Genomic DNA, 23356 nt, shown 5'->3' with positions numbered 1-23356 from the left:
CCACAGGAGCAACACGTGCTACGAGCCATTCTGACCTTTTTTGGAAGCCTTTTCACCTTCGTGACGATGGCTTTGGCGATTGTGGCACTGTCCATCGGTGCCGTGTTCTGGATGTATGGCCGTGAACTGCCCAGCCACGAAAGCCTTGCGCAATATAAGCCTCCGACGATCAGCCGGATTTATTCGGGCGAGGGGCAGATCATTGATGAATTTGCCCAAGAACGACGATTGTTTGTGCCGTCAGACCAAATTCCGGACATGGTGAAGCAAGCCTTCATTTCCGCCGAAGACAAGAACTTTTACCTGCACTCAGGATATGATGCGCGCGGGATCGCGGCTGCCGCCTTTGAGGCCGTCAAGTCACGTGGCAGCAACGTGCGCGGCGCGTCAACCATCACCCAACAGGTGATGAAAAACTTTCTTCTTTCTGGCGACCGAAAAATCGAGCGCAAGATCAAAGAGATCATTCTCGCCACGCGGGTTGAAGAAACGCTGAGCAAGGATCAAATCCTAGAACTGTATCTGAACGAGATTTTTCTTGGCCAGAACTCTTATGGTGTGGCCGCTGCGGCGCAGACATATTTCAACAAACCGTTGTCTGACCTGGCTCCCCACGAAGCGGCAACTCTGGCTTCGATGCCCAAAGCCCCGGGCAAATTCCACCCGGTTCGCAACAAAGAACGGGTGTTGTCTCGTCGGAACTTTGTTTTGAAGGAAATGTCCGAAAACGGCTTTATCACCACAGCGACCTACGAGGCAGAAAAGGAATTGCCTCTGGCATCGGTCCAAAACGGGGACTTCGACAGCTTCAAATCGACCCTGCCGCCGCGCGACTATTTCACCGATGAAATCCGTCGACAGCTGAGCGGCGATTTTGGTGAGGATGAGTTTTTTACCGGCGGTATGACTGTGCGGGCGACGGTTGATCCGGCAATGCAGGAGATTGCGGCGCGGGCCTTGCGTCACGCATTGGAAAAATATGACCGTTCACGCGGACTTTGGCGGGGAACAGGACAAACGCTGAGCGCCGAACAAATGCAGGACGAAGACGGCTGGCGCACCGCCTTGGCTGATTTGGAAATGCCAAGAGACGTTGATCTGGATGGCAAATGGCACGTCGCCGTGGTGCTTGAGATCGGCAAGAAAGACGCCCGTATCGGCATCGAAAAAGTCCAGGATGATGCGGACGGCCACTGGATTCCGGCCAAAGATGTAACCTGGGCACGCAAGCTGAACGAAGACGGCTCAAAAGGGCGCAAGGGCAAAGTTGCCGGTGATCTGGTCTCGGTTGGTGACGTTGTCTTGGTGCGGGCAATCACCAAGGATGACACCGAAGAGTTTGTACGCTGGTCGTTGCGGCAGGTGCCCGAAGTACAGGGCGGCTTTATGGCCATGGACGTGAACAACGGTCGTGTGATTGCGATGCAGGGTGGGTTTTCCTATCAGGACACGGTGTTCAACCGGGCGACGCAAGCCAAACGTCAGCCGGGATCGTCGTTCAAGCCTTTTGTCTATGCGTCGGCGCTGGACAGTGGCTATAGCCCCGCAACAATTGTAATTGATGCCCCGATTGAGATCGACACACCGCAGGGCGTTTGGCGTCCGCGAAACTCGTCCAACAAATTCTATGGTCCGACACCGTTGCGCACCGGGATTGAGATGTCCCGAAATCTGATGACCATTCGTTTGGCGCAAGAAGTTGGCATGGATGTTGTCGCAAACTATGCCGAGAAATTTGGCGTCTACGACAATATGGGGCAGTTCCTGGCCAATTCGCTTGGGTCGGAAGAAACCACGCTTTTCCAGATGGTTGCGGCCTATGCCATGTTCGCCAACGGTGGCGAACGGGTGGAGCCGACGTTGGTCGACCGGGTGCAGGACCGCTATGGCAAAACCATCTATCGCCACGACAAACGAGACTGCACGGATTGCGGCCAGTCGGACATAACTGCAGACCGCGGACCGCGTATAGTATCCAACCGAGAACGGGTCATGGATGCGGTCACCGCCTATCAACTGACGTCGATGATGCAAGGTGTTGTGACCCGGGGTACGGCGTCCAGTCAGATTAAACTGCCCGTGCCAGTGGCTGGCAAAACCGGTACCACCAACGAGGCAAAGGATGTCTGGTTCGTGGGCTTTACCAGTACCATAGTGGCGGGCTGCTACATTGGCCATGATCGACCTCGGCCCTTGGGTCGTGGTGCCTATGGCGGAACAACCTGTGGTCCTGTCTTTCAGGAATTCATGAAAGAGGCGATCAAGAAATACGGTGGCGGCAAGTTCCGTGTTCCACCCGGTGGGCATTTCATCAAGATCGACCGCTACACAGGCGCACGTCTGGCCAATGACGCAGGCGGCGCTTCAGTGGTTGCTGAATATTTCCGTGATGGTGAAGAGCCAGTGTTTGGCATCACATTTGACGGGGGCTTTGCCATGGGATCGAACTTGCCATTGTTTGACGAAGTTCAGACTCACGGTGGCCATGAGGTGACAACATCGAGCGGTGAAACCACCGTGGTTGGCCCTAAGGCCGATTTTGGCACGATGAGCTCTGGCGGGCTTTATTGATCGGCCATTGTCGTCAGCTTTTCACCCCAAGCCTTGCCCGCACTTAAGGGGTGGTCTATCACCAAATTCTAACTGTCCCCGAACGGAATGACCCATGCGCGCCGAAGCCCAGAACACTGTTACAAAAATCGAGAAATCGTTGGAGTTGCTGCGTCAGCGTCTGGATTGGGAAACAGCAGAATACAGGTTGGAAGAATTTAACGCGCGGGTCGAAGATCCGGACCTGTGGAATGACCCGGAGGCGGCACAAAAACTGATGCGCGAACGTCAGAATCTTGTGGATGCGATCGACGTCTGCAAATCCATCGAGACCGATATGAACGACAATGTCGAGATGATCGAATTGGGCGAAATGGAAGAGGACGAAGAAGTCGTCAAAGACGCCGAACAGGCCTTGGTCGCTTTGGCAGTCAAGGCCGCCAAGAAAGAGCTTGAGGCGTTACTGGATGGTGAAGCGGACGGCAATGACACCTTCCTTGAGATCAACTCGGGCGCCGGTGGTACCGAAAGCTGTGACTGGGCGGCGATGTTGGCGCGGATGTATGTTCGATGGGCCGAGAAAAAAGGCTATAAGGTTGAATTGCAATCCGAATCTGCGGGGGAAGAAGCCGGTATCAAATCGGCGGCTTACAAGATCAGCGGGCACAATGCCTATGGCTGGCTGAAATCTGAAAGCGGTGTGCACCGGTTGGTGCGTATCTCGCCGTTTGACAGTGCCGCCAAGCGTCACACGTCTTTTACATCCGTCAAAGTTTACCCGGTGGTTGATGATAATATCGAGATTGAGGTCAATCCGGCTGATATTCGCATTGATACCTACCGGTCGTCCGGGGCGGGTGGGCAGCACGTGAACACCACTGATTCTGCCGTGCGGATCACCCACCATCCCACCGGGATCGTGACCACCAGTTCAGAAAAATCCCAGCACCAGAACCGCGACATCGCGATGAAGGCGTTGAAGTCGCGTCTTTATCAGATCGAACTTGATAAGCGCTCGGCGCTGGTCAATGAGGCGCATGAGAACGCCGGGGACGCTGGGTGGGGGAACCAGATCCGGTCATATGTGTTGCAACCCTATCAGATGGTGAAAGACCTGCGCACCAACTTTGAAACCTCGGACACCAAAGGTGTGTTGGATGGCGATCTGGATGGGTTCATGGGCGCAACTCTGGCCATGGATGTGGCTGGCAAAAGTCGTGCAGACGCACAGTCCGACGACTAAGCGAAGCGACGAAAAGACAAGCAGGGGCGGTGCCCCTCACGTTCCCTTTGCAGGACAAAGGCGGCGCTCACCCCAGAGTATTTGTGAAAAAGTGAAGCGTGGCCTTGTGCATGTGTGCAGGGCCTATAGCCTGTCTGGCAAAATCGGAGGGGCACATGAATCTGTTGGATAAAGATGCAGGCGAAATCCTGGCAGCGATGCGGTTTGGGGACGTGACTTGCGAAGAGGTCATGGCTGCGACTTTGGCGCGTATCGAGGCGGTGAATGGCTCCGTGAATGCCATTGTGTCTCTGCGAGACCCCGAGGTGTTGATGGAAGAAGCGCGCGCGGCAGATGCAATGCCGCCCAAGGGCCTGTTGCATGGGCTGCCATTCGCGGTGAAGGATCTGGCCAGACTGGCTGGGGTTTTATGTTCGCAGGGCTCACCGCTTTTTGCCAGAAACGTACCTGAGCAGGATGAAACCATGGTGGCCCGGCTGCGTGCGGCTGGGGCGATTTTTCTGGGCAAAACCAATGTGCCTGAGTTTGGGTTGGGTTCGCACAGCTACAATCCGATTTTCGGAGTGACGCGCAATCCGTATGACACGCGGTCTGCAGCGGGTGGATCGTCTGGTGGTGCGGCTGCGGCGCTGGCCACTGGCATGGTTGCCCTTGCGGACGGGTCTGACATGATGGGGTCGCTGCGTAATCCGGCGGCCTTTTGCAATGTCTATGGGTTTCGCCCCAGCTGGGGCGTGGTGCCCCGTGAACCCGGCGGCGAAACCTTTTTGCAGCAGCTTTCTACTCTGGGGCCCATGGCGCGTTGTCCGGCCGATCTGGGTCTTCTGATGTCGGTGATTGCTGGTCCCAATGCGTTGGTGCCGCACAATGCAACAGCCCAAGACTGGACCGTGACGGCGCCAGCGTCCCTGGAAGGGGTGCGTATTGGGTGGCTGGCCGATTGGGGTGGCGCCTATCCGGTTGAGCCGGGCATCCTTGATCTGTGTGGGGCCGCAAATGCATCCCTGTCGGACCTTGGCGCCGAGGTGATTGATGTGTCGCCGCCATTTGAGGCTGAAGCGTTGTGGGAAAGCTGGACTATATTGCGCCAGTGGGCGATCGCGGCAGAACATGGCGCGGACTATGACGATCCCGAACACCGTTCGTTGTTAAAGCCAGAAGCGATTTGGGAAATTGAGCAAGGTTTGGCGTTGAGCAGCCGGGATGTGAGCCGGGCGGGGGCCATTCGGGCACGATGGTTTGAGACCTTATCCGCCCTGTTAGAAGAATTGGACGCACTGGCCTTGCCGTCTTCGCAAGTCTGGCCGTTTCCTGCGGAATGGGATTGGCCCAAAACCATCAATGGCACCCAAATGGACACCTACCACCGCTGGATGGAGGTGGTGGTGCCTGTCAGTCTGGCTGGGGTGCCTTGTATCAGCGTTCCGGTTGGCTTTGGTGACAATGGCTTGCCTATGGGGATGCAGCTTATGACACGCAAAGGGCGTGATCAGGAGCTGCTGAACTGGGCCCAATGTTACCACAACGCGTCCAGATGGCCGGATAAGAAGCCTTAACATATTCACAACGGTTGATTTGTTGGCCTACTCTGGGTCTTATGAGAAAAAAGACGAGATCGGGAGGCGTTAATGCCAGATAAGCCGCAGTTGGGCGTGCCGCCTTTGGGAGAGGTGGATTTTGCCATGCTCCGTGAGGCATTGGCATTGGGATGGAAAGATTTTCGGGCACGCCCGGGTTACGGGATGGTCTTTTCCGCAGTCTACGTGATCGCCGGATGGTTTCTGGCCTGGCTCACTGCCAAGACGGGGCAAACGTACTGGCTTGTCTTTGCGGCGATTGGCTTTCCGTTGATTGGGCCTTTCGCGGCTGTGGGGCTTTACGAAGTGTCGCGACGGCTTGAGCAGGGGCGTGCGATGGATCTTTATGCCATTTTCGGTGTGATCGGACGTCAGGGCAAACGACAGATGCCGTCAATTTGTGCGGTCATCATCATCGTCTTTCTGTTCTGGTTTTTTCTTGCGCATATGATCTTCGCCCTGTTTCTTGGCTTGTCAACGATGACCAACGTGTCTTCGTCTTATGAGGTTTACCTAAGCGGAAACGGGTTGATCATGTTGGTTGTGGGGACTGTCGTGGGGGCAGCATTCGCTTTGCTTCTTTATATGATCACTGTGATTTCGCTGCCATTGCTTTTGGATCGTGAAGTTGATTTTGTGACCGCAATGATCACCAGTTTTCAGAGTGTTTCGCATAACGCGGTGCCGATGCTGTTCTGGGCTGCGTCCATTGCAGGGCTGACGTTTTTATCTTTGCTTCCGGGGTTTCTGGGCCTGTTTATCGTCTTGCCGCTGTTGGGGCACGCTACATGGCACCTCTATTCGTTGATGAAGAAAACAGGGGCAGAGGAAGAACAATCTGCTTAGAAACAGTGGTCTCACTGATTTGAGACACCGGTTGGTATTTTACGATGGGCCTGCTGCGGCTTGGTTTCGATCAGTGACAGTGCAACGTCAGGTTTTCCAGAAAATGACGCTGATTTAGGGAATAGCCGATGCTTTGGTCGTTCAAGAGAAGGGACGGTCCAGCTGCAAGAGTTTCCGGTGATAGGGGATTAACTCATCCGGAGTGCAGAATCCTACGTTGCGCGCCGCGTTCAGAACGGCGCCTGTATCCTTGCCAAGATGTTCATAAACCAGACGAGCAGCCCGACATCCGGTGACGCTCTCGCGAACAGTGCGGGTTGCATAGCCAATCCAATAGTGGTTCTGGAACGAAGCCACGCGGCTGAGGTAATTGAAAGAGGTCGCCATGGTTTTCTTGTGGGATACCAATGCACCCACCCCGTCTTCTTGGGGTAAAACCACACCGCGAAACTCGCGTGTATCCGGATCAGTAGGCAGGCCTTGCTGATGCATTGCTTCCTTGGCCTCATAGCCCCGAACAAAAGTGTGTTTGTCACGTCGGAACACGTAGACAAGGCCAATGATAACCAGATCAGCGTCGATAAAGCTTTGCCGGGAGAACCGGTAAAACCCGTCGGGAAATACATCCTGCGGAATATCCGTCATTCCGGTGCCAACGTAGTTCGCGATGACAGGATGGTTGAGGACGCCCTGATCCAAGGCCAGTTTATTGATCGGCTCCAGCAGAATGCGGGCATCCACATCGAAGAACAGGCAAATTCTGTGCAGAACATCCGGACGCGGAAAACTCTCTCCCGAGAGATACCGATTAAACTGTGTTCGGTTGATTCCTAACTCGCGGCACAATTGCGAAACAGAGGGGTAGCGCGTTGCGAGTATCCTGAGATTCGCACCAAACATTTTTCTGAGTTCTGCTGGGGATGGTTTTGGGGCTTGAGTCCCAGCGGGGCTTATCAATGCAACTCTCCGGTTGGTCATTTGTGCGCAATTTCACGTTCTACGCGCATCAGTTTCTTACTTTGCTGTGCGGGTGACGCTAAATAGTACCAATGTGATGCAGTTTGGCACCAACTGACGTCATTGTCGACACAATTTCGATGCTGTCGACGCCGAATTTTCAATGTCACGAAACCGGTTCTTTTGTGAAACTCAAAGAAAATGCGAAAAGGAGTTAGAACTCAGATGCTTGGTGTGGTCCTTTGGAGCGATAGTTTGGATAAAAAGGCGGTCATTTGGTGTGAAGACCAAGGTGATCTGGCCTATTTTAATGGTGGAGAAGATGCGCCTCTTGATTTGGCTGATCTGGACGCAGGGGATTTGGTAAGCTTTGAACTTCAACAAGAATGCCACCTGCGTTACGCGAAAAACCCTCAACGCATTGGGCAGGGTGCTTATGAAGGGTTGGCTGAGCAACTGCGAGATACAACGCGCCCTCGCCAGCCAAACGAAATGGACACAAGACCTCGCAAGTTCATGGGGTCAGCAGATGTTATTCCATTTTGCAGAGGAACGATCGAGAGAGCGGACAGGGAGCTTGTGGCTGTTTAAACCCGGGCATAACTGAAAACAAAACAGGGGGCCAAGAGGCCCCCTGTTTTTTGCGATATCAGAAAATCTGTTATTCAGCGCCGCGCGATAGGGCTGCAACGCCGGTGCGGGCAACTTCGACCAACCCTAGTGGTCGCATCAGCTCTGCAAAGGCGTCGATTTTTTCTGGTGCGCCAGTGATTTCAAATACAAAGCTTTCCAAGGTGCTGTCGACGACGTTGGCACGGAAAATGTCCGCAAGACGCAGCGCTTCGACCCGTTTTTCTCCGCCGCTGGACACTTTGAACAAACTAAGCTCGCGTTCAACGGCGGGGCCTTCGACTGTCAGGTCATGCACCTCATGCACAGGCACTATGCGACCAAGCTGGGCTTTGATCTGTTCGATCACCTGTGGTGTGCCTTTGGTGACAATGGTGATGCGCGACTGATGGCCCAGATGGTCCACCTCGGCCACGGTCAGGCTTTCGATGTTGTAACCACGTCCGGCAAACAATCCGATGACACGTGCCAGAACGCCTGGTTCGTTGTCAACGGTGACCGCCAGCGTGTGGGTTTCCTGAACATCCGAAAAGGTTGGACGCAGGTTATAGGCAGAATGCTTGTTCGAGCCTTTTTTGATTTTTAGAGCAGCCATATCCGTTCTCCTTACACCAGAACCGCGCCGCTGGCGTCGATAGCGCCCTGCGTCGAAGCTTCACCCAAAAGCATTTCATTATGCGGCTTGCCTGACGGAATCATCGGGAAGCAGTTTTCATGCTTTTCAACCAAACAGTCGAAAAGAACCGGACCGTCATGCGCGAGCATTTCTTTGATCGCATCGTCCAAATCTGCCGGATCGCTGCATTGAATGCCCTTGGCGCCAAATGCCTCGGCCAGTTTTACAAAATCCGGCAGGCTTTCTGACCATGAATGGCTGTAGCGCTCACCGTGCAGCAATTCTTGCCACTGACGTACCATGCCCAAACGCTCATTGTTCAAAATGAACTGTTTGACGGGCAGGCGGAACTGCATGGCGGTGCCAAGTTCCTGCATGTTCATCAACCACGAAGCCTCACCTGCGACGTTGATCACAAGGCTGTCACGATGCGCCATCTGCACACCGATTGAGGCCGGGAACCCATAGCCCATCGTGCCCAGACCGCCGGATGTCATAAACCGATTGGGGTCTTCAAATCCAAGATATTGCGCGGCCCACATCTGGTGCTGCCCCACCTCGGTGGTGATGTAGCGATCCATATCCTTGGTCAGTTCTTCAAGGCGTTGCAGCGCATATTGTGGCTTGATGACTTTACCTTCCTGCTTAAAGCTCAGGCAATCTGTGTCACGCCACTTGTTGATCTGGGTGTTCCACTTGGCAATACCCTCTTTGTTGATCTTGCGGCCACGCGCCTTCCAGATCTTCAGGATGTCTTCAAGCACGTGCCCCACATCCCCCACAATCGGAATGTCAGTCTTGATCACCTTGTTGATCGACGACGGATCGATATCGATGTGGGCTTTTTTTGACTTTGGTGAGAATGCTTCGATTACACCGGTGATGCGGTCGTCAAAACGCGCACCGATGTTGATCATCAAATCACAGCCGTGCATCGCCATGTTGGCTTCATACAGCCCGTGCATGCCCAACATGCCCAACCAGTTCTTGCCGCTTGCAGGATAGGCCCCAAGGCCCATCAGGGTCGAGGTGATCGGAATGCCCGTGGTGTCGACCAGTTCGCGCAACAACTGCGCGGCGGCAGGACCCGAGTTGATCACACCTCCACCTGTATAGAATATCGGGCGTTCGGCCTTTTCGATGGCTTCAACCAGCTCTGTGATCGAGGCGACGTCGCCTTTCAGCTGCGGCTGATAGGTCGATGTGTTTACGGCTTGCGGGGCCGTGTAACTGGCGCTGGCAAACTGAACATCTTTTGGAATGTCGACCAGAACGGGGCCGGGGCGGCCCGAACGCGCCACATGAAATGCCTGATGAATGGTACCGGACAAAGTTGCGGTGTCTTTGACCAACCAGTTGTGCTTCGTGCAGGGGCGCGTAATGCCCACAGTGTCGGCTTCCTGAAACGCATCCGATCCGATCATAAATGTCGGCACCTGACCCGACAGAACCACAATCGGGATCGAATCCAGCAATGCATCCGTCAACCCGGTCACCGCATTGGTCGCACCAGGCCCCGAGGTCACAAGCGCAACACCCACTTTGCCGGTCGAACGCGCATAGCCTTCGGCGGCATGAACTGCACCCTGTTCGTGGCGCACCAGAATGTGTTGGATGTCATTCTGCTGAAAAACCTCGTCATAAATCGGTAGGACAGCCCCGCCGGGATATCCGAACACCGTGTCCACACCCTGATCCTTCAGGGCCTGAACTACCATTCTCGCTCCGGTCATCTGACGTGTCATCTGTCTCTCCGTTTACATCGTCATAAAATCATTCGCATAAAAAAGCCCCCGATCATCGAGCGGGGGCGCATGGGGTACCGTTAGGGTGTCCGTTACCGGCCCATGCGCTTGTTTCCCACAATTATCACTAGCTTCGCCATCTTGGGCTCCTTCATGCGTGGGCGACATTATGAGCGCTTTGCGGGGCCGTCAACAAAGAAATCTGCACTGCCGCATGAAAAAATCAACAAAAGTGTCCCTTGTGGCAGAAAATCTTTGCAAAAGTTGCGCAAAATTGGCTTTCAGGGGTTTTTAGTGAAAAATGTCGCACCTCAGGCAGGCGTCAAAGGCTTTTCTTTTTCGAAAATGCCCCGGGGTGAGGGGGGCCTTTGCATGCAAAGGCAGCGCGAGAGGCAGCACCCCTGAAAAATCAAGGTTAAAAACTGACGCTGGTGCCCTGCAAAACACCATGTTCCATGGCATAGCGGGTGAGGCCTGCAGTTGAGCTGATGCCCAGCTTGCGTTTGATGTTCTTGCGATGCGTTTCCACCGTGCGCACCGAGATATTCAGCACGCTGGCCACTTCTTTGTTGGATTTACCTTGCGCCAGTTGCAGCAAAACCGTCTGTTCGCGACTGGTCAGGCTTTCGCGGCTGCCTCCTTCGGGCGGCTCCAGTGACCCTTTGGCCCCAGTACACAGGTAACGTTCACCCTTCATCACCGTGTCGATGGCCGTTTTGATCTCGTCGGTCGGAACGTCTTTCAGGATGTATCCCATCGCACCGTGGCTTAGGGCGGTTGAGATGTATTCAGGGCTGTCATGCATCGACAGGATCAGGATGCGCGTATCCGGATTGGCTTCAAGCAACATTTCAGTGGCCGTTAACCCACCGATTTCCGGCATGTTCAGGTCCATCAGCACGACATCCGGGGCGAGCGCGCTCATCTGGTCAACGGCTTCACGTCCATTGGACAGTGTCGCAAGGACTGAAATATCGTCATAGCTTTCCAAAATGGACTGAATGCCCTCGGCGACCATGGGATGGTCGTCAACAATCACAACTGAGATTTGATCGATCATGCGCGGGCCTTTCGGTTGTCCGGGGAGTTTTCCTGTGGTTGCAGCATATGTGTAAGAGGCACTTCTACTACAATTATGGTTCCTGTCTTACTCGAGAGAATTCGCAGCGTTCCTCCCAACTGGTCCACACGTTCCTGCATATTGCGAAGCCCAAGGCCGGATCCGGGTTTTGAATGATCGTCGGGACCAATGCCGCGCCCATTGTCAGCTATTCGCAGGGTTGCGCCTTTCTTATGGCCGCGCACATCTATTCTGACCTGGGTCGCGCCTGCGTGTCGCTCGATATTGGTCAGCGCTTCTTGGGCAATCCGGTAGAGGGCAATTTTGGCGTCCTGATCCAGGCGATTGCGAAATACAACAGTATCAAATTCGGTTTCTATTTCGGTGCGGCTGGCAAAGTCGTCAGTTAACGCCTTGAGGGCAGGGCCCAAGCCAAGGTCATCCAGCACGCCGGGGCGCAGGTCGCGGCTGATGCGTCGTACTTCCTGAATGGCACCTGACAGATGATCAATGCCTTTATCTAGTGTTTCCGATGCACGCGCGTCCCCGGAAATCAGACGGCGGCGCGCACTATCTAGCGCGTAACGCACTCCAACCAACAACTGGCTTATGCCATCGTGTAATTCCCGTGCGACGCGCCCTCGTTCTTCTTCTTGGGCATCAAATACCCGCTGTGTCAGTTCTTTCAGTTTGGCGTCGGCCAGTCGGCGTTCACGAATGGTGATAAAAAACCCTGACAGGAACACCATCAAAAGCGCGGTGACAGTGATCGCCAAAATATACATCGACATACGTTGAACACGGGCCTCAACCTCGGCGCGGGCCAAAGCGACAGTCTCCAGTACGTCGTCAATAAACACGCCTGTTCCAATCGCCCAACGCCAATCCTGAAGTCCTACCACATAAGTCACCATGCGGGCGGTCTCGCGGTTTGTGGGCTTGGGCCAGTCATAGGTGTGATAGCCGCCACCCTGACGCGCGATGCGGATCAACTCGTCCGTGATGGATGTTCCGTTCAGATCCTCAAGACCCGTCCAGTTTTTGCCAATCAGATAGGTTTGGCGTGGGCTGACCAGATTTGTGCCCTCATAGTCAAAGACAAAGAAGTACCCTTCTTGCCCATAGATCATGGATGACAGAACTTGGGTGACTTCCAGTTTGGCGGCTTCATCATTTGGGGCCGCGCGCCCGTAAGTGTTGATGAAAGCCGTTCGGGCGATGGACAGGTAATTCTTCAACTCGGCCTTTTTGGCTTCGATCAGCTGCACTTCCAGCGCCTTGATTTCCCGTTCTGCCAATTGGCGCGACTGGTTGGCGACAAGCGCATAAATTGCCGCGACCGCCAGAATCAGCGGAACAGTGGCCAGCAGGAACAGCTTGTGGCCATAGGACAGACGAAAATGCGTAAACAGGCGGCGCATAGTTGATTCGTTAATTGGATTTGCTTGGGAATCATAGCGTCCAGTGTGCAGAAACCCGGTAAAACAGCGCAAAATACCAAGTTATACGGAGCAAACTGGTCAGAAAATCTGCCAGAAGCCATGAGAATACGTAGTAGTAGGTATTCCAAGATCACATGGCTAAGGCTAGTGTCGGTCTACTTGCAACGACCCGTCTGCCTGTCAATGAACACGTGGACTGAACAATTTCTGGGAGGAATATCCGTATGGATCGTCGTTCTTTTCTAAAGACTTCTGCTTTGGGCGGCACCGCTGCTGCAGCAACCACTCTTGCTGCACCGGCTTATGCCACCGGCAAGCGCACCCTGACCATGGTTACGACATGGGGCCGCGGACTGGCAGGCGTGTTTGACGCTGCTCAGCGCACGGCCGACAGCATCACCGCCATGTCTGATGGCATGCTGACCGTCGACGTAAAAGCCGCCGGCGAGCTGGTTGGCGCATTCGAAGTGTTTGACGCTGTGACCGCCGGTCAGGCTGACATGTATCACGCCGCTGATTACTACTTCGTTGGTCAGCACCCTGGTTACGCCTTCTTCACATCGGTTCCATTTGGCATGTCCGCTCAGGAACTGGCCAACTGGTACTACCACGGCGACGGCATGAAAATGCACGACGAGCTGGGTGAGATCTTTGGTCTGAAATCGTTCCTTGGTGGTAACACTGGTGCCCAAGCGGGTGGCTGGTTCGCCAAAGAAATCAACGGTCCAGAAGACTTTAACGGTCTGAAGTTCCGTATGCCGGGCCTTGGCGGTAAAGCATTGGGTAAACTGGGCGCATCGGTACAGAACCTTCCAGGTTCCGAAGTGTACCAAGCGCTGGCATCGGGCGCTATCGACGGCACCGAGTGGATCGGCCCATGGGCTGACGAAAAAGCTGGCTTCCAGGAAATCACCAAGTTCTACTACACCGCTGGTTTCCACGAGCCGGGTGCGGGCCTTTCGGTTGCTTGTAACCGCGAAGTCTTTAACTCGCTGTCGCCTGCACACCAGAAAATCGTTGAAATCGCGTCTGCTGAAACACACCAGTGGAACCTGGCGCAATTCCTCAACAACAACGGTGCAGCTCTCTTGCGACTGCAGTCGGCTGGCGTGAAAACACTGCAATTCCCTGACGCTGTCTGGGATGCCTTCGGCAAAGCTTCGGCAGAAGTACACGCCGAGAACATGGGCGATGAAATCTACAAGAACATCTACGACAGCTACACAGCGTCGATGGCTGCTTCTTCGGGGTGGATTCAAAAGTCTGAAGGCGCGTATCGCGCCCAACGCGACCGCGTTCTGGGCTAAGGCCAAGAGCCAAGAAAACAAGGCCTTCCGAGACACTCGGGAGGCCTTTTTAAAAAGTCGCGCTCGCGCGCGCATCCCATGAAAAAACAATAAGGGGATGGGGGACAATGCTAGACGCACTCGTCTGGTTCTTAACCAATATTGGCCAAGCCTTTGTGAACTTCGGATATGCGATCACGCATCCGTCGCTCTGGCTGGCATGGATCGGTGGACTTGAGACCGTGGAAGACAAGCAATCGCTGATGCGGTTCGTCTACTATGGTGGCTCAACCGAATTTTTCTTTGTGGCTTTCACAACTTTCCTGATCGTTCTGGGCGTTGGCCTGTGGCGCAACAGCTTCATGTGGGGCTGTGTTCGGGTACTGGAAGGTTTTGCTAACACGGTTGGACGGTTTTTTGCCTGGGCAGGCCTGTTGATGGTGCTACAGCAGATCATCATCGTGTTTATGCAGCGGATCTTTACGGTTGCGGAAATCTCGTTGATCTACAACGTCGGTTTCCTGACCCATGATGTCAGCTGGTGGGCCGAAGAACTCAAGCTTTACAATGCGATGATCGTAACACTTTGTGCGACCTACACGTTTGTGCAAGGCAGCCACGTGCGGGTTGATCTGGTCTATTCTGTCGTGTCTTACCGCGCCAAAAAGACCATCGATATGTTCGGGTCCATGGTCTTTATGATGCCGGCAGCGGTTCTGACCTGGATGTATGGCTGGTTCTTTATGTGGCGCCATCTGATGACGCCCAAAGTGTCGGCCAGTGACAAAATCGAACTGATGCTGAAAAAGGCGCGCATTCTGAAATGGAATGTTGAGACCATCGGTTTTTCGCCCAACGGCTTTAACGCCTATTTCCTCTTCAAAGTGCTTCTTATCTGCTTTGCTGGAATGGTTTTCCTCCATTCTATCGCCTTCTTCTTCCGCTCGTATCTTGAGCGTAAAGAAGGGCTGGCCAGCGAAGGCAAATACCTCGACCGCGATACGCTGGGCGAAGGTGAAGAAGCCTATGAAGGCACACACTGAGTTAAGGGGCAGACACAATGTTATTTGGACTTGATGGGGTCGAATTTGGCCTGATTGTCGTCTTTCTCTGCCTGTTCGGGGGCATTCTCTCGGGTTTTCCGGTGGCCTTTGCCATTGGTGGGGCAGGGGTGATCTCATTCGGGATCATCGCCGCTTTGGACAGTGCAGGAATTCTTATTCACCAAGCGATTGATACGTCGTCAGGCATGTACGCCGATCTGATTGCTCAGGGCATCAAATCGGACACAATTTCGGTCTTCCGATACCCTGATTTACCAAGGCTCGCGGAACCTGTGTTCGCGGGCGGTTGGGAACGGGCGTTGGATCGCAATCTGTCGTTTATTGTGAACCGCATGAACGAACGTGTTCTGGCCGGTGCATCAATCGAAACGCTATTGGCGGTGCTGATGTTCGTTCTGATGGGCATCACGCTGGAGCGGTCTAAAATTGCCAACGAACTGTTGACCACAATGGCCCGAGTCTTTGGCCCGCTGCCAGGTGGTTTGGCTGTGTCGGTTGTGGTTGTGGGGGCGTTTCTTGCCGCCTCGACCGGGATCGTGGGGGCCACTGTTGTCACCATGGGGCTGCTGTCGCTGCCAACGATGTTGCGTAACGGGTATTCGCCGCAACTGGCCACCGGTGTGATTGCCGCCTCGGGGACGTTGGGGCAGATCATTCCGCCGTCAATTGTGATTGTTCTTTTGGGAACATTGGCCGGAGACCTTTATTCGGCCGCACAAGAAACCCGCGCGCAAGTGGCTGGGTGTTCTGATGCGCTGACCTATCTGGGCGAACCCGCCGTGGTGTCCGTCGGCACTTTGTTTCAGGCGGCTCTTATACCGGGCATTATGTTGGCAATTCTGTACGGGCTTTATGCCTTTGGCTATGCTCTGTTCAACCCGACCAAGGCGCCGGCTGTGCAATTGGGGGCATCCAACAGCGAAGCCATTGGTCGCAACCACGGCCTGACATGGTTCTTAGGTGTACCAGCCTTGTTGGTCGTTGGATTGATCGGCCTGAATTCGGTCGGCATTGTGGGCAGTCAGAATGTGATTGTCGACAGCTTCTCGGATGCGGGGCAAACAGCCTCTTTGCGCACCAAGGTCAGCGAGTCTTGTGAAGCCTCGATGATCGAGCTGCACGGGCAAGAGGCTTGGGATGCTGCCAAAGCGGAACAAGAAGAAATCGACGCCGCAGGCGGTGTTCAGGAAGCTCGCAAGCTGACACCAGAAGAGCGCGAAGCCGCGTTTCAGGTGAAAATGGCCTCTGCCCCTGTGATTGGATCGGGATTGGCCATTGGCTTTCTGATGCTGGCATTGGTTTTGACCACGGCGCGCGGTGTGTCGCCAACCGCAAACACCAGGCCGCTACTGATCGGAATGGCAGGTATTGCACTTGGCTTGTTGGCGGATGCTTTATTCATCTCACCAATTACGTCGCCGGGCTTTACCGTTCTAATCATCGCCATTCCGCTCGTTCTGGTACTGTACAGTTGCCGTTATGCGGCTGGATTACTGGGGCAAAACGAACTGTTGCGCGTGGTGTTCCCGCCTTTGGTGCTGATCATTGCGGTGCTCGGTTCGATCCTTGGCGGTATCACCAACCCAACGCCGGCTGCGGCACTTGGGGCTGGTGGGGCGATTATGTTGGCGGCTTATCGCAAGCTGCAAGATCAGGAAAAGTCGGGCCGGATTATCATCTGGGCGACCTTCTCTATCATTGTGATGATCCTTGTTGGTGTGAACTTTGACCTGCGTGTCAATCAGTCCACGGTGACGGTTGAAAACTGGATCGCATTTGGCGTCGCCAAGATCACTTATTTGTTTGCAATCTTTGGTATCCTTTATGGGTGCTGGGTATTGTTCCGGGGCCATGTGCTGACGCCGATTGTGCGAGAGACAGCCAAGGTGACATCTATGGTGTTCACCATCCTGATCGGATCTCAGCTGCTGAACCTTGTGGTGATTTCCTTTGGTGGAGAGCATTACATCCAAGGTTTTCTGAAGTCGTTTGACAACGAATTCACAGTGTTCTTGATTGTGATGTTGGTTCTGTTCGTCTTGGGTTTCGTGCTCGACTTCCTCGAGATCATCTACATCGTGATCCCGATTGTTGGGCCGGTGATCTATGGCGGTACGTTTGATCCCAAATGGGTCACCATCATGATTGCGGTGAACCTGCAGACATCGTTCCTGACGCCACCCTTTGGGTTCGCGTTGTTCTACCTGCGCGGGGTTGCCCCCAAAGAGGTGACAACAGCCCATATCTACAAAGGGGTGATCCCGTTTGTGTTGATCCAGGTGGTTGGTCTGGGAATCCTGTGGTTCTTCCCATCCATCGTGACCATCCTGCCTGCGTTGATCCCGAATTGATCTGACGCATCAGGTAGCGCAATAAAACGGGGGCCTTCGGGCCCCCGTTTTCATTTGAACGGGACGCGTTCCTGTGCCTGCGGCGCGAGTGTTTTCGAAAAAGCGAACAGTGAAAAGTGAAGCCGCGCCGAAGCAGATGTTTAGATTTTTGGCGCGCGGATGTCAGGCAAAGACAGGTTGGCGACTTGCTCGGCAATCGGATCAGTGGACAAAGGATGCAGCTCGGAGGCAAAGCGTTCCGGGTCGCCGATTTCCTGCCAATTGCCTTTGGAATAGATCTCAAGGCCCGAGAAATTGCTTTTGTACCCCATCTTGGCACTGCCAGGGACCCAATAGCCCAGATAGACATAAGGCAGACCTGCTTCGCGTGCGATGTCGATATGGTCGAGGATCAGATAGGTGCCAAGGCTTTGGCGTGGCAGGTCCGGTGTGTAAAATGAATAAACCATGCTCAACCCGTCCTCGAGCACGTCTGTCAGAGAGACGCCGATTAATTCCTGGCTGTCTTCATCGGTGTATTCAATAACGCGGCTGCGGATCGGGGTTTCCTCGATCATGGCGGCAAATTCAAACACATCCATATCGGCCATGCCGCCATCAGCATGGCGGCTGTCCAGATAGACCCGAAACAGATCAAACTGATCTTCGGTTGCCCAAGGAGATGTCGCGCGGCGTTTCAAACGGATGTTGCGTTTGCTGATCCGTTTCTGGCTTTTGGATGGGGTGAAATTCGCCACATTAATCCGCGCCGAAAGGCAGGCGGAACAGTCCGAACACGATGGGCGATACAAGACGTTTTGCGATCGGCGAAAGCCCTGTCGGGACAATGAATTGTTTAACTCGGTGGCGTGTTCGCCCTGCAGTGACGTGAACAATTTGCGTTCCATCCGCCCCTCAAGATAAGGGCAGGGCTGAGGTGCAGTCACATAGAACTGCGGAGCAAGAGGAAGCGTGTGGCGCATATCGTCCTTTTACGACTGTTCGCAAAGGACGATAGCAATGGTTTTCGCGCGCGCCAAGCCTCTAAATTGTCAGGCTTTTACATGAATGGCGCAGAGGGTGCGTTGCCCTTAGAACCGCGCGGCTCGGTTGATCGCGACCGAACCCATCACATGATCGGTCAAACCTTGGGCACGTGACGACGTCAGCATCAAAATGATAGAGACGATTTGCGCGGGGAAGATCGAAATCGAGATGTGGTATCCCAGCGTGTGTAAAAAGGCGCTGCCAAGATCGAATTTCTGACCCGTGCGATCGCGAAATTCAATAGACACCAACCGCATGCCCCAAGTTGCAGATCCGGTGGCAAGCGTCACAGTCCGATAGATGAACCCAGTGACCAGCATCAAAAAGCCAAAAAAGAACAGGCCAACAAAGGCGGTGAAGGGCACGATCAGAGCGCTGATTGCGACAATGACGATCAGATCAAAGAACCAGGCCACCAACCGTTTGGTGGGGACATCCGCATAAAACTCGGGCTGAGTGTCGGGGTTGGGAAGACTATAGTCCATCTGGGCCATATGGGTCATAGGAGGTGAAATTCCAATACGGGATAGGGGAAAAGCGTCAGCGCGGCCCCACAGATCGGGGCCGCGTTGTTTGTTTATCAGGCGTCAGCGCGTGGCTCGGGCGTCTCGGTTGCGGCCGCTGAGGCACGATCCGCCATGAACTGGTCGAACTCGGACTTGTCCTTGGCTTCGCGCAGGCGTTCCAGGAAGGCTTCAAAGTTGGCCTGTTCATCTTCTAGACGGCGCAGCGTGTCTTCGCGGTAGCTGTCAAAGGCGCGGTTGCCGGTGGGCGACATTCGCATACCGTGACTGCGGTGGTGGCTACGACGGCAAGATTTTGAAAACATGTTTTTGCTCCAGCGGTTGGTGTAAGTGATATAGAGAACGAGGGCCAAACCGATTGGCCAAAAGAAGATAAAGCCCAGCACCATGGCGACAATCCAGGCGCCTTTGCCTTTGCTGTCTAGCCAGGCTTCACTCTTTGAAAACCATCCGGTTGGACCGGTTGCGTTGGTGGCAGTCGCTGTCATTTTGTCTCTCCGTTCCTTGCAATGTAAATCGTCTTTACATTCTCAAGATCGGAGTGTTGGGGGCGGATTGCAAGACTGTATGTGAATGTTTTTTACATTATTGATTTATGCGATTGAAAATAAACAAATATCACCTTCCCAAATTAGGTGAAATTTCTGAACTTATGCAGTGAATTCGGCCTCGGATGCCCCGGTTAAGCCAGGTAAATCATGTGGATCAATGTGAAAAACATGGTTTGGGGTCCCTGCGGCTGCCCACACAATGTCAAAGGCCATCAGGCGCTTGTCGATAAAGGCGCGGATCGGGTTCAGATGGCCCACGGGGCTCACGCCGCCAATGGCAAACCCTGTTTGGTTGCGCACCAAGGCTGCATCAGCCTTGCCCAACGGCTCGCCAGCAAGCGCGCTCGCCTTTGCCGGGTCAACCTGGTTGCCACCTGCGGTCAGAAACAAAATGGCCTGACCGCTGGTTTCTCCCCGGAAGATGATAGATTTGGTGATCTGGTCCAACGCACAACCCACCGCGTCCGCAGCCATCTGTGCCGTCCGGGCGCCATCGGTTTCACGGACATCCGAAGGCAGGCCCGCGGCCTCCAAAGCTGCGCGCACGCGTTTCAGGCTTTTGCTCATGATGTTTTCTCCAGTTCTGGTCATTAAAAGCTGTCTGGTTTGGGGTTGTAAAGAGGCGTTGACCGCGCGGTCAGAGCGGCCCAAGATTGGCGAATGACACAGACATACCCCCCGACTCTCGACGACATCCTGATCCTTGAAAAGCAAGTCTGGCAGGCCCTGATAGATGGCGACCCTGTCGCAGATGGCGCGATGTTGACGTCAGATTTTCTGGGTGTCTATCCCAGCGGCTTTTCAAACAAGGTCGGGCACACCGGGCAATTGGATCAGGGCCCAACCATGGCTGAATACAGATTGTCCCAAGCGCGCCTTGTGCCGCTTGGAGAGGGGCGGGTTTTACTGGCCTATCATGCGGCTTACCGGGCTGTTGATGCGGTGAAATGGGATGCCATGTATATCTCGTCAATCTGGGAACATAGGGATAATGAGTGGCTCAACAGCTTTTCCCAAGACACCCCTGCGGCCTAAGGTGGCGGCAACGCCAATGCCTTGCGCCAGATCATTGACCATCTTGCTCCAGAGCCGCATCTTCGCCCCATGAATTTTGCAGACCGTATCACCCGCCTTCCGACCGCTTTTGACGCCAATCTTGGCAACGATGCCCTGGCCTCTGTGCCGGACCTGACTGGCGATCTTGTCAAATTGATCAAAGGCACCGCTGGCAGTAGCCCGTACCTCAAATCCCTGATTGAGAAAGAAAAGGCGTGGTTGCCAACGGCGTTTGATGACCCCGAAGCGGCGTTGCAAAGGGTGTTTTCCGACCTTGCAGAAGTGGCCCCGGACAGGTTGGCCGACGCGTTGCGCCAGGGCAAACGCCGTGTGGCGTTGATGACGGCATTGGCTGATCTTGCCGGCGTGTGGCAGTTGGAACAAGTCACGGGTGAGCTGACGGATTTTGCTGATCTGGCCAGTGATCTGGCGCTCAAGGCCGCCATCGGAAACGAAATCCGTCGCAAAAAATTGCCCGGGCAAACCGAAGATGATGTGGCCACGGCTGGCGGAATGGTGACGTTGGCGATGGGTAAGATGGGGGCGCATGAGTTGAACTACAGTTCGGACATCGACCTGATTTGTTTGTTTGATGAAACACGCTTTGATCCCGATGATTTCTATGATGCGCGGGCCAGTTTCGTGCGTGCCACGCGCAAAATGTCGGCGATGCTCAATGATTTGACTGGCGAAGGTTATGTGTTTCGCACCGACCTGCGCTTGCGCCCGGATCCGGCTGTCACGCCAGTGTGCCTCGCAATGGAAGCGGCTGAGCGGTACTATGAAAGTCTTGGGCGGACCTGGGAACGTGCCGCTTACATCAAGGCGCGCCCCTCGGCGGGGGATCTGGAGGCAGGCGCGCGGTTTTTGACGGCTCTGACACCGTTTGTTTGGCGAAAGCATTTGGATTTTACCGCCATTCAGGATGCGCACGACATGCGCCTGCGTATTCGCGAACACAAAGGTTTGGGGGGCGATATCACTCTGGCTGGTCACAATATGAAACTGGGGCGCGGTGGTATTCGCGAGATCGAGTTTTTCACCCAGACCCGACAGCTTATTTCCGGCGGTCGTGATCCTTACTTGCGCGATAACCGAACCGTGCCTGCCTTGGCCAAGCTGGCGGAAAAGGGCTGGGTACCACCTGAGACCGCGGAAATTCTGGGCAATCACTATCGCGCGCACCGCGAAGTTGAGCACCGCATTCAGATGGTGAATGATGCCCAAACCCACGACATGCCAAAGTCCGCAGATGGTATGCAACGTATTGCCTGCCTGATGGGGCGTGATCTGGACGAGATGAAAAAGAACATCTCGCACCGGCTGACCGAGGTGCACGAGCTGACCGAAGGGTTCTTTGCACCGGACGCCGGGGTAGGGGAAAAAGCGCATGAATTTGACACCGACGTCATCGAACGCTGGCAGACCTATCCGGCCTTGCGTTCAGAGCGGGCGGTGAAGATTTTCAACCGGCTGAAGCCCGAGATACTGGACCGGCTGTCGCATACCGCCCACCCTAATCAGGCGTTGCTGGCCTTGGATGGGTTCCTGTCAGGATTACCTGCCGGGGTGCAGCTGTTTTCGTTGTTTGATGCCAACACACAACTGATTGACCTCTTGGTGGATATTGTGGGAACGGCCCCTGCGTTGGGGCGGCATTTGTCGCGTAATTCCGGGGTGTTCGACGCGGTGATTGGTGGCTCTTTCTTTACGGACTGGCCCAATCAGGATGGATTGCAGCAAGACCTGACTGATGCTCTTGCCCGCGAAGGGGACGACTACGAAGACAAACTGGACACGGCACGCCGCTGGGCCAAGGAATGGCATTTCCGAGTAGGCGTGCATCATCTGCGGGGTTTGATTTCTGCGCGCGAAGCCGGTGCACATTATGCCGATCTGGCCAGTGCTAGTCTGGCGGCACTCTGGCCGGTGGTGGTTGAGAAATTTGCCGAGAAACACGGCGAAATGCCCGGACGTGGCGCCATGGTTTTGGGTATGGGATCCATGGGGGCAGGCCACCTGAATGCGGCGTCAGATCTGGACCTGATTGTGATCTACGATGCGGACGGTGTGGATTTCTCGGAAGGCCGACGTCCGCTGGCATCGCGCGCTTATTACGCTCGCCTGACCCAAGCCATGGTCACCGCTGTGACGGCGCAGACGGCTCAGGGGCGCCTTTACGAGGTGGATATGCGCCTGCGTCCGTCTGGATCACAGGGGCCGGTTGCGACATCGATGGCGTCTTTTAAGGAGTATCAGAAAAACGAGGCCTGGACCTGGGAACATCTGGCTCTGACGCGCGCGCGCCCTATCGCCGGAACGGCGGAATTGATGGAAGAAGTAGAAGCGTTTCGCCAAGAAGTTTTGTCAAAGCCCGCAGATGAGGCCAAAATCCGGGGTGACGTTAGCGAAATGCGCGACAGGATCGCCGCCGCAAAATCCCCGACCGGTATTTGGGATGCCAAGATCGGTCCCGGGCGTCTGCAAGATATTGAGCTGTTATCGCAGGCTGCTGCGCTTTTGGCGGGGACCTCGGGCCGCTCTGTGGCTGACGGGTTAGACGCCGGTGTCGCGATTGGTTGGTTCAGTGCCGCAGATCGTATAGCGCTTGGGGACGCTTACGACCTTTTCTGGAAGGTGCAGGTTGTTTCCAAACTGTTGAGCGAACAGGATCTGTCAGCAGATGTCATCGGAGAAGGTGGTGCAGCCTTTGTACTGCGAGAAACCGGAACCAAGACAATGGCTGACTTGGCGGATCTTCTGGGCACAGCAGTCGAGCAAGTCGGCAGTTGTATTCAGTCCGCTTTGACGCGCGCACCACAAAAGGGCTAG

19 protein-coding genes are annotated in these 23356 nt (G+C 54.7%); 10 read left to right on the top strand and 9 right to left on the bottom strand.

Features of this window, described 5'->3' with window-relative positions:
- Positions 1–15 precede the first annotated feature (15 nt).
- The 4 genes from BUC32_RS13535 (at position 16) to BUC32_RS13520 (ending at position 6216) form a co-directional block, all read left to right on the top strand.
- Positions 16–2571, top strand: a complete 2556-nt coding sequence (locus BUC32_RS13535; protein ID WP_073253777.1) for a penicillin-binding protein 1A — start codon at positions 16–18, stop codon at positions 2569–2571.
- 94 nt (positions 2572–2665) lie between these two features.
- Entirely contained in the window at positions 2666–3793 is a 1128-nt protein-coding gene (prfB, locus tag BUC32_RS13530) for a peptide chain release factor 2 (RefSeq protein ID WP_073253774.1), read from the top strand.
- 155 nt (positions 3794–3948) lie between these two features.
- Positions 3949–5349 carry an amidase gene (locus BUC32_RS13525; RefSeq protein WP_073253772.1) on the top strand — a complete coding sequence of 467 codons (1401 nt, stop codon included), beginning with the start codon at positions 3949–3951 and terminating at the stop codon, positions 5347–5349.
- Positions 5350–5421: 72 nt separating this feature from the next.
- Entirely contained in the window at positions 5422–6216 is a 795-nt protein-coding gene (locus BUC32_RS13520) for a DUF2189 domain-containing protein (protein ID WP_073253769.1), read from the top strand.
- A 141-nt stretch (positions 6217–6357) separates the two neighbouring features.
- On the opposite strand, the gene BUC32_RS13515 is transcribed toward BUC32_RS13520, so the two are convergent.
- Positions 6358–7116, bottom strand: coding sequence for a helix-turn-helix domain-containing protein (locus tag BUC32_RS13515; RefSeq protein ID WP_073253766.1), 759 nt, complete (start codon positions 7114–7116; stop codon positions 6358–6360).
- Between the two features lie 282 nt (positions 7117–7398).
- Between BUC32_RS13515 and BUC32_RS13510 the strand changes: the two genes are divergently transcribed.
- Positions 7399–7764: a hypothetical protein gene (locus tag BUC32_RS13510; protein WP_073253763.1), complete on the top strand. Its 366-nt coding sequence runs from the start codon at positions 7399–7401 to the stop codon at positions 7762–7764.
- Positions 7765–7834: 70 nt separating this feature from the next.
- Here BUC32_RS13510 and ilvN read toward each other — a convergent pair whose 3' ends face one another.
- From ilvN to BUC32_RS13485, 4 genes are all read right to left on the bottom strand, one after another.
- Positions 7835–8398, bottom strand: a complete 564-nt coding sequence (gene ilvN, locus BUC32_RS13505; protein WP_073253760.1) for an acetolactate synthase small subunit — start codon at positions 8396–8398, stop codon at positions 7835–7837.
- Positions 8399–8409: 11 nt separating this feature from the next.
- Entirely contained in the window at positions 8410–10164 is a 1755-nt protein-coding gene (locus tag BUC32_RS13500) for an acetolactate synthase 3 large subunit (RefSeq protein ID WP_073253757.1), read from the bottom strand.
- A 415-nt stretch (positions 10165–10579) separates the two neighbouring features.
- The gene (locus tag BUC32_RS13490; RefSeq protein ID WP_073253751.1) at positions 10580–11224 is read right to left on the bottom strand and encodes a response regulator transcription factor; all 645 of its coding nucleotides are present in this window, start codon (positions 11222–11224) and stop codon (positions 10580–10582) included.
- Positions 11221–12645: a cache domain-containing protein gene (locus tag BUC32_RS13485; RefSeq protein WP_073253748.1), complete on the bottom strand. Its 1425-nt coding sequence runs from the start codon at positions 12643–12645 to the stop codon at positions 11221–11223. The genes BUC32_RS13490 and BUC32_RS13485 overlap by 4 nt, the downstream gene beginning before the upstream one ends.
- Positions 12646–12890: 245 nt before the next feature.
- Between BUC32_RS13485 and BUC32_RS13480 the strand changes: the two genes are divergently transcribed.
- The 3 genes from BUC32_RS13480 (at position 12891) to BUC32_RS13470 (ending at position 17367) form a co-directional block, all read left to right on the top strand.
- Positions 12891–13973 (top strand): TRAP transporter substrate-binding protein, encoded by a 1083-nt coding sequence (locus BUC32_RS13480; protein WP_073253745.1) that lies wholly within the window; start codon positions 12891–12893, stop codon positions 13971–13973.
- 107 nt (positions 13974–14080) lie between these two features.
- On the top strand, positions 14081–14995 hold the full coding sequence (locus BUC32_RS13475; protein WP_073253742.1) for a TRAP transporter small permease subunit: 915 nt from the start codon (positions 14081–14083) through the stop codon (positions 14993–14995).
- 17 nt (positions 14996–15012) lie between these two features.
- Positions 15013–17367, top strand: coding sequence for a TRAP transporter large permease (locus BUC32_RS13470; protein WP_073253740.1), 2355 nt, complete (start codon positions 15013–15015; stop codon positions 17365–17367).
- A gap of 140 nt (positions 17368–17507) precedes the next feature.
- Here the strand turns inward: BUC32_RS13470 and BUC32_RS13465 are convergent, their stop codons facing one another.
- The 4 genes from BUC32_RS13465 to BUC32_RS13450 form a co-directional block, all read right to left on the bottom strand.
- The gene (locus BUC32_RS13465; RefSeq protein ID WP_073253737.1) at positions 17508–18329 is read right to left on the bottom strand and encodes an arginyltransferase; all 822 of its coding nucleotides are present in this window, start codon (positions 18327–18329) and stop codon (positions 17508–17510) included.
- 108 nt (positions 18330–18437) lie between these two features.
- Positions 18438–18887 (bottom strand): RDD family protein, encoded by a 450-nt coding sequence (locus tag BUC32_RS13460; protein WP_073253910.1) that lies wholly within the window; start codon positions 18885–18887, stop codon positions 18438–18440.
- 86 nt (positions 18888–18973) lie between these two features.
- Positions 18974–19405 (bottom strand): DUF2852 domain-containing protein, encoded by a 432-nt coding sequence (locus BUC32_RS13455; protein ID WP_073253734.1) that lies wholly within the window; start codon positions 19403–19405, stop codon positions 18974–18976.
- A gap of 162 nt (positions 19406–19567) precedes the next feature.
- Complete coding sequence (locus tag BUC32_RS13450) at positions 19568–20035, bottom strand: YbaK/EbsC family protein (protein ID WP_073253731.1); 468 nt, start codon at positions 20033–20035, stop codon at positions 19568–19570.
- A gap of 93 nt (positions 20036–20128) precedes the next feature.
- On the opposite strand from BUC32_RS13450, the gene BUC32_RS13445 reads away from it, so the two are divergent.
- Positions 20129–20503, top strand: coding sequence for a nuclear transport factor 2 family protein (locus BUC32_RS13445; protein WP_073253729.1), 375 nt, complete (start codon positions 20129–20131; stop codon positions 20501–20503).
- Positions 20504–20572: 69 nt separating this feature from the next.
- Positions 20573–23356: a [protein-PII] uridylyltransferase family protein gene (locus tag BUC32_RS13440; RefSeq protein WP_073253726.1), complete on the top strand. Its 2784-nt coding sequence runs from the start codon at positions 20573–20575 to the stop codon at positions 23354–23356.

Origin of the sequence: Shimia gijangensis (genome assembly GCF_900142085.1) — a bacterium.
In the GTDB taxonomy this organism is placed as follows: Bacteria; Pseudomonadota; Alphaproteobacteria; order Rhodobacterales; family Rhodobacteraceae; genus Shimia; species Shimia gijangensis.
This window is presented reverse-complemented; position numbering and strand designations above follow the sequence as displayed.

Excerpts from the sequence above, each read along its gene's own strand:
- prfB (WP_073253774.1), top strand. The coding sequence starts at position 2,666 with ATGCGCGCCGAAGCCCAGAACACTGTTACAAAAATCGAGAAATCGTTG.
- BUC32_RS13525 (WP_073253772.1), top strand. The coding sequence starts at position 3,949 with ATGAATCTGTTGGATAAAGATGCAGGCGAAATCCTGGCAGCGATGCGG.
- BUC32_RS13520 (WP_073253769.1), top strand. The coding sequence starts at position 5,422 with ATGCCAGATAAGCCGCAGTTGGGCGTGCCGCCTTTGGGAGAGGTGGAT.
- BUC32_RS13515 (WP_073253766.1), bottom strand. The coding sequence starts at position 7,116 with ATGTTTGGTGCGAATCTCAGGATACTCGCAACGCGCTACCCCTCTGTT.
- BUC32_RS13510 (WP_073253763.1), top strand. The coding sequence starts at position 7,399 with ATGCTTGGTGTGGTCCTTTGGAGCGATAGTTTGGATAAAAAGGCGGTC.
- ilvN (WP_073253760.1), bottom strand. The coding sequence starts at position 8,398 with ATGGCTGCTCTAAAAATCAAAAAAGGCTCGAACAAGCATTCTGCCTAT.
- BUC32_RS13500 (WP_073253757.1), bottom strand. The coding sequence starts at position 10,164 with ATGACACGTCAGATGACCGGAGCGAGAATGGTAGTTCAGGCCCTGAAG.
- BUC32_RS13490 (WP_073253751.1), bottom strand. The coding sequence starts at position 11,224 with ATGATCGATCAAATCTCAGTTGTGATTGTTGACGACCATCCCATGGTC.
- BUC32_RS13485 (WP_073253748.1), bottom strand. The coding sequence starts at position 12,645 with ATGCGCCGCCTGTTTACGCATTTTCGTCTGTCCTATGGCCACAAGCTG.
- BUC32_RS13480 (WP_073253745.1), top strand. The coding sequence starts at position 12,891 with ATGGATCGTCGTTCTTTTCTAAAGACTTCTGCTTTGGGCGGCACCGCT.
- BUC32_RS13475 (WP_073253742.1), top strand. The coding sequence starts at position 14,081 with ATGCTAGACGCACTCGTCTGGTTCTTAACCAATATTGGCCAAGCCTTT.
- BUC32_RS13470 (WP_073253740.1), top strand. The coding sequence starts at position 15,013 with ATGTTATTTGGACTTGATGGGGTCGAATTTGGCCTGATTGTCGTCTTT.
- BUC32_RS13465 (WP_073253737.1), bottom strand. The coding sequence starts at position 18,329 with ATGCGCCACACGCTTCCTCTTGCTCCGCAGTTCTATGTGACTGCACCT.
- BUC32_RS13460 (WP_073253910.1), bottom strand. The coding sequence starts at position 18,887 with ATGGCCCAGATGGACTATAGTCTTCCCAACCCCGACACTCAGCCCGAG.
- BUC32_RS13455 (WP_073253734.1), bottom strand. The coding sequence starts at position 19,405 with ATGACAGCGACTGCCACCAACGCAACCGGTCCAACCGGATGGTTTTCA.
- BUC32_RS13450 (WP_073253731.1), bottom strand. The coding sequence starts at position 20,035 with ATGAGCAAAAGCCTGAAACGCGTGCGCGCAGCTTTGGAGGCCGCGGGC.
- BUC32_RS13445 (WP_073253729.1), top strand. The coding sequence starts at position 20,129 with ATGACACAGACATACCCCCCGACTCTCGACGACATCCTGATCCTTGAA.
- BUC32_RS13440 (WP_073253726.1), top strand. The coding sequence starts at position 20,573 with ATGAATTTTGCAGACCGTATCACCCGCCTTCCGACCGCTTTTGACGCC.